At 50.5% G+C, this 5,754-nt stretch carries 5 protein-coding genes; 3 read left to right on the top strand and 2 right to left on the bottom strand.

Annotated features, from left to right (window positions below; genetic code table 11):
- Positions 1 to 775, top strand: a 775-nt coding sequence (locus PPL9_RS18160; protein WP_161831343.1) for a hypothetical protein, incomplete at its 5' end; no start/stop codon positions are given.
- Positions 776 to 880: 105 nt separating this feature from the next.
- On the opposite strand, the gene sctV is transcribed toward PPL9_RS18160, so the two are convergent.
- The gene (gene sctV / locus PPL9_RS18155; RefSeq protein WP_057464013.1) at positions 881 to 3,019 is read right to left on the bottom strand and encodes a type III secretion system export apparatus subunit SctV; all 2,139 of its coding nucleotides are present in this window, start codon (positions 3,017 to 3,019) and stop codon (positions 881 to 883) included.
- A gap of 149 nt (positions 3,020 to 3,168) precedes the next feature.
- Complete coding sequence (locus PPL9_RS18150; protein WP_057464012.1) at positions 3,169 to 3,627, bottom strand: type III secretion system chaperone; 459 nt, start codon at positions 3,625 to 3,627, stop codon at positions 3,169 to 3,171.
- Between the two features lie 307 nt (positions 3,628 to 3,934).
- On the opposite strand from PPL9_RS18150, the gene PPL9_RS18145 reads away from it, so the two are divergent.
- Positions 3,935 to 5,167, top strand: a complete 1,233-nt coding sequence (locus tag PPL9_RS18145) for a branched-chain amino acid ABC transporter substrate-binding protein (protein ID WP_057464018.1) — start codon at positions 3,935 to 3,937, stop codon at positions 5,165 to 5,167.
- 70 nt (positions 5,168 to 5,237) lie between these two features.
- Positions 5,238 to 5,754, top strand: a 517-nt coding sequence (locus PPL9_RS18140; RefSeq protein ID WP_161831341.1) for a branched-chain amino acid ABC transporter permease, incomplete at its 3' end; no start/stop codon positions are given.

Genomic DNA, 5,754 nt, shown 5'->3' with positions numbered 1-5,754 from the left:
AAAAGGAGAACTAGACCTAAAAAAAGGCTGGTCACCAAACCTCAAACTGGGGAAATTTGGTCCAGCACTTTTGGGGAAATTTGACCCAGCATTGACAGACGGCAATGAACAGCCAGAGCTGAAAGCCGGTTCTCCGGACCAAGTGGAAGCTGTCGGTCAGGACCACGTTAAGAGCGAGGAAAAGGCTGAGGAAAAAGAGGCTGATGGCGTCCACGAGCAGGTTAAAGATGACGTTACGGAGCCTGAGAAAACAGCTGCTCAAGAAAAAGTGGAAGCAGAAGTTCAGGAGCCGTCTAAGCCTGAAGACGTTCCTGCCGTTGATGGTGATGCCTCCAAGCCAGATCTGATCCTGCCGGAAGATGGAAGTTTGAAAGAGGCTGCGGATATCATGGCGATAGCTGAGCGAGAAGTTGGATGCGGGGAAGGGGAAATCAAATTCACCGGCTTCAGTTCGTGCATCGGTGTTACCGTGCGAGACGGCACCAAGGTAAAAGGCGTGCACCTTGCCCTGATTAAACCAGACGGAAATCCATTCAACAAAGATGATGCAGAAAAAGTGCTTACGTCTTTAGGGACCTACTCAGAAGCAATGATTTTTGGCCAGATTGTATTTTGGAAAAATCCTGCAAACCAGGTTGCCGATGCCTTTAAGGTTCTGGAGGAGGGACTAAAAGCTGGAGCGACCAAAGAGGATGGTTATAAGGATTTTCAGTTTGATGACGGGGAGTACGGTGCTGAGATCACCGAGGATGATGATTTCTTCCCAACATTTTAAGAACAGGTGGAACCCGATGACCCGAAGTTGGGGCTTCTGATTATGGTTATTCGGGTTCCACCTTACTGCCCGGGCAAAGGGCAGGTTTTACGCGGTATTCGGGGATCAGGCTGGTAGGGTGCCAACCTTGCCGCGTAAACTGATTTTCTCTAATGGCTGGATGTTGGCGTTTGGCGCCAGTTCCTGGAAGGACAACACAGCCAGATCGGCATAGTCGCGCTCGATAACTTTTCTGAAGAAGCGGCGGATATCCATTGGGACCAGAATGACCGGAGCTATGCCGTTGTGTGCCAGATTATCGCCAATGGCGCTGCGCATGACGGTGATGAGCTGGCGGTGTGTATCCGGCGAAAGCGCCAGATAGGAGGCACCGCTGGTCTGTCTGATGGCACCGCGCACTTCATCCTCGATGTCCTTATCGATGAGATATGCCGGAATGATGTGCTGACCTGCAGAGTATTTGTGCGTGATGTAGCGGCTCAATGCCATGCGGATGTGCTCCGTCAACATGAGCGGATCTTTTTCCTTCTGGCCCCATTCCACGATGGCCTGCAGGATCGTGCGCATATCACGGATGGAGATGTCCTCACGCACCAGACGTTTGAGCACATCAGCCAACGAGATGAGAGGGACAGCGCGGTTTACTTCGCGCACCAGCTCGTCAAAGTCGCCTTCCATGTGCTTGAGCAGGAACATGCATTCCTGAATGCCGAGGAACTCTGCGGCGTGTTGTTTAAGCACATGAGCCAAATGCAGACTGAGCATGCCGGTCAGTGTCAGGGTTTGAATGCCAGCGCGCGTTGCTTGTTCAAAGTGTCGGTTGTTTACCCAGAAGGAAGGGGTGTTTGGCAGGAAACTGTCGCCTTCCTCGTAAGGAATGTTGAACATAGCGAGGTTTGGCGGTGTTTCACGGGCAATGAAATAGCCGGACCGTGCTGCGCCACGGGCAACAGGGACTTCGTTGACGAGGATGCGGTACTCGCCTTCCGGCAGGCTCTCGTTGAGGCGCAGTTTAATGCCCGGGAAGGGGACACCAAGATCGAAATAGAGCGCTTTGCGCACCTTTGCGACTTCTCTGTCGAGCTTCTTCGGGTTGAGTGTGGACCTGACTGAAGACGAGATATCGACAATGAGCGGAACGGTGATTGTAATGGCCAGATCCTGAGCGGCTTCCACTTCGGTCGCCATGTCTTCATCAGGCATCATCATAGCTTCGCCTTCAGGCGCTATGGCCGGCGCAAAGGCTGAGAGCTGCTGTGAATCCTTTCTAGCGGACTGAGATTTTGTCTTTCGCATGGAGAAGAAAGAAACAGAGCCGAAGATTGCTGCAAGAAGCAAGAAGATGAAGGTTGGGAAGCCAGGAATAAGCGCGAAGCCAACCATGATTGTCGCTGCAATCATGAGGGCTCTTGGTTCACTGTTCAACTGTTTGGCGATGTCAGATCCAAGGTCGCTGGAATCCTCGGTGCTTACACGGGTGACCATGAACCCAGCTGTGATGGAGATGAACAGAGCCGGGATCTGAGCAACCAGACCATCACCGATGGTCAAAATGGTGTAACGATCCAGAGCATCAACAGCGCTCATGCCATGCTGGGAGGTGCCGATGATGACGCCGCCGATGATGTTAACCGCGGTGATGATCAGGCCCGCAATCGCATCGCCCTTCACGAACTTCATGGCGCCGTCCATGGAACCGTAAAGCTGGCTTTCTTTTTCCAGCTTGGTGCGGCGGCGCTTGGCTTCATCCAGTTCGATCTGGCCAGCACGCATGTCGGAGTCGATCGACATCTGCTTGCCGGGCATTGCATCAAGGGAGAAACGAGCGGAGACTTCTGCCACGCGTTCAGAGCCCTTGGTGATCACCAGAAAGTTTACGATGGTCAGGATCAGGAAGATAACGATACCGACGACCAGATTGCCCTGAACCACGAAGTTGCCGAAGGTGTCAATGATTTCACCGGCATCGGCTTTGAGCAGGATCAGACGGGTCGTCGTGATGGACAAAGACAAGCGAAAGAGGGTCGTCAGAAGCAAGATAGAGGGAAAGGCCGAGAGGGCTACAACATCTTTCAGGTAGAGCGCAGCCATCAGCAGGATCGCCGCAAGGCTCAGGTTGATTGCAATGAGCGTATCCACGAGAACCGTCGGTAACGGAAGGATCATCATGAATACGATTGCGATCAAAAGAAATGCCAGGAGAACATCATTTCTCCCTGACAACATTTGAAAGATTTTTTGCACGTCCTGCTCCTGATTTCAGCCTGCTCTTGCTTTCAGGCCAATTCACCTTTCGCTTCTAACAATTGGAAAAAGCCACAGGTGTGCCGCAGCAAACACTTGAGTAAAAATTTAAAAGAAGATTTGGAGTTATCCTTGCTCGTAAACGCTTATCAGGCGGGTAAAATGATTTCGCCGGTGTTTTCGGTCAGGGAGATCTGCGGTCCGGGTGTGGTCTCAATCATGAGATTGAGTTTGCCAGCTTCGCTCAAAAAGTCTTTGAGCGTGGTGTAGAGTTTGTTTCTATCCAGATTGTTGGTGTACTCGGTTTTGATCAATGCGAGATCGCCGTCCTTCTCAACAAGGCCAACACGGTAATTGTTTTCCACCTGTTGTTCCCCTGAGTAGCGTAGGGCGTTAAGATAAGTATCCCTTCGGGCTTCTGGCGCAGGGCTCCCTAAAATGGTGGAGATATGAAGGATATTATTGTCTTCATCACTTTCCAGAATGATCAGGAAATCTTCCAGTAGAACAGTCCAGGTTTTGGCTTCTGCGTACTCTGATATCTCCAAGGCTTCCAGAAGCGGTCCGACTTCAACCATCAAGTCGTGAATGATTTTGAAGTTGCCCATTCAGTTGTCCCTAACTCTACTGATTTATCTGGGATATTCTGTAGGGCCGGTCTCGAGAGTGTGTTGTGCTGTTTGATACAAACTACAATCATCTGAAGAAGAAAATTGCAGGCTGCATGCAATGTTTATTGGCGACGACTTATGATGAAGTCTTCGAACAGATGACTCGGCTCTGCTTTGAACTGTGAAATTGCTTAAGTCACTATGCGGAATTGGGTTTTACTTATTGCTTGACAATATAGTCTGATGAATATCTCATTACCTTAATAAAATTATAATGAAAAATCTTTTTGGGGGAGGGGTTGTTTTGTCTAAAGGTAATTTATTGAAATCTAGTCTGGTTGCACTTCTGCTTTTCGGCGGTGTTCTCTCTGCGGAAGCTGAAGTTATCAAGATCGGATACATTGATCCGCTATCAGGTCCGTTTGGGAGTACGGGTGATGCTGGGGTGAAGCACTTCCGCTATGCGGCTGAAGAAATTAATGCTGCTGGTGGTATGGGCGGCATGCAGGTGGAAGTGGTTGCTTTTGATAATAAAATCAATCCGAAAGAGAGCCTTGTTCAACTGCAGAAGGCGATTGATCAGGGCGTCCGCTTTATTGCGCAGGGGAACGGGTCGAGCGTTGCGAATGCTTTGACTGATGCGATTGCTAAGCACAACAAGCGAAATCCGGGAGAAGAGGTTCTTTTCCTCAACTATGCAGCGGTTGATCCGGCGCTGACCAACAAGAAATGCAATTACTGGCATTTCCGGTTTGATGCGCATGTGGACATGAAAATGGCGGGTCTGACTGATTGGCTGCGGGATCAGAAAGACATCAAGTCTGCTTATATTCTGGCGCAGGATTACTCTTACGGGCGAGCGTTTACAGCAGCTGCAAAGTCCATGATTGAGGAGAAACGTCCGGACATCAAGATTGTTGGTGCAGAGCTTCATCCGATTGGCAAGGTTAAAGATTTCACACCTTACGTGCAGAAAATGATGAGCGCGAAAGCGGATGTTGTGTTTACGGGAAACTGGGGAACAGACATGACGCTGCTGGTGAAAGCGGCGAATGCGTCCGGTCATACAGTGCCGTATCTGACGTTCTATGGTGGCGGCCTTGGGGCTCCGACCGCGATGGGGAAGAGCGCTGTTGGGTTGGTGAAGCAGATCACCGAGTTCCACGAGAACATCGAGGCCTCTGAAAAGCAGATGGCTCGGGTGGATGATTTTGAGAAAACCAATAGTCTCGATTACTATTATGAGCGGGTTTTCACCTTGATGAACATGCTTGACAAGGCCGTTGATGCGGTTGGGTCAGTGGATGTGCCCAAGGTTGCAGCTGAGCTGGAAGGGATGACTTATGAGACGCCGTATGGAGAGGTGACCATGCGGGCGGATGACCACCAGCTGATGCAACCTCTTTATATCTCTACGTTTTCTGAGGGTGTTGCCCGTGATGTTGAGAATACCGGTTACGGGTTCAAAACAGATATTACCATTCCGGCAGCGGCGACTGAAACTCCGACGACGTGCAGGATGCGTCGTCCTTCCTAACGATCTTACTTGAACAATGGCATACTCGGGCAATTGGGCTTGAGCATGCTCTTTTCTTTTGAGGGATGTTATGGAGACGGTTGTTTTTGCTCTGCTCAACGGGCTGATCTATGGCTTGTTGCTGTTCATGCTGTCCAGCGGATTGACGTTGATTTTCAGTATGATGGGCGTTCTCAATATGGCTCATGCCAGCTTTTACATGCTGGGTGCCTATTTTGCATTTACCCTTGGCCAGCACACCGGTTTCTGGTTTGCGTTATTTCTGGCGCCGATTTGCGTTGGAGCGGCGGGGGCCTGCGTTGAAAAATGGGGCCTGCGCAAAGTGCATGCCAGGGGGCATGTGGCTGAGCTGCTTTTCACGTTTGGGTTGGCTTATGTGATTGAAGAACTGGTGAAGATCATCTGGGGCAAGTTTGCTGTTGCCTATGAGATTCCGCCGGAGCTCAATTATTCGCTCTTCGAACTGTTCGGTTCTCAGTATCCGGCGTATCGCATTTTCATGTTGGCTGTGTCCATCGCGATGCTGGCGGGGCTTTGGTACCTGTTGAAGCGGACACGGATCGGACTGATCATTCAGGCGTCGCTGA

Source organism: Pseudovibrio sp. POLY-S9, assembly GCF_001431305.1.
Taxonomy (GTDB): domain Bacteria; phylum Pseudomonadota; class Alphaproteobacteria; order Rhizobiales; family Stappiaceae; genus Pseudovibrio.
Note: the sequence above shows the minus strand (reverse complement) of the source record. Positions and strands in the feature narration are given on the sequence as shown.

Excerpts from the sequence above, each read along its gene's own strand:
- PPL9_RS18150 (WP_057464012.1), bottom strand. The coding sequence starts at position 3,627 with ATGGGCAACTTCAAAATCATTCACGACTTGATGGTTGAAGTCGGACCG.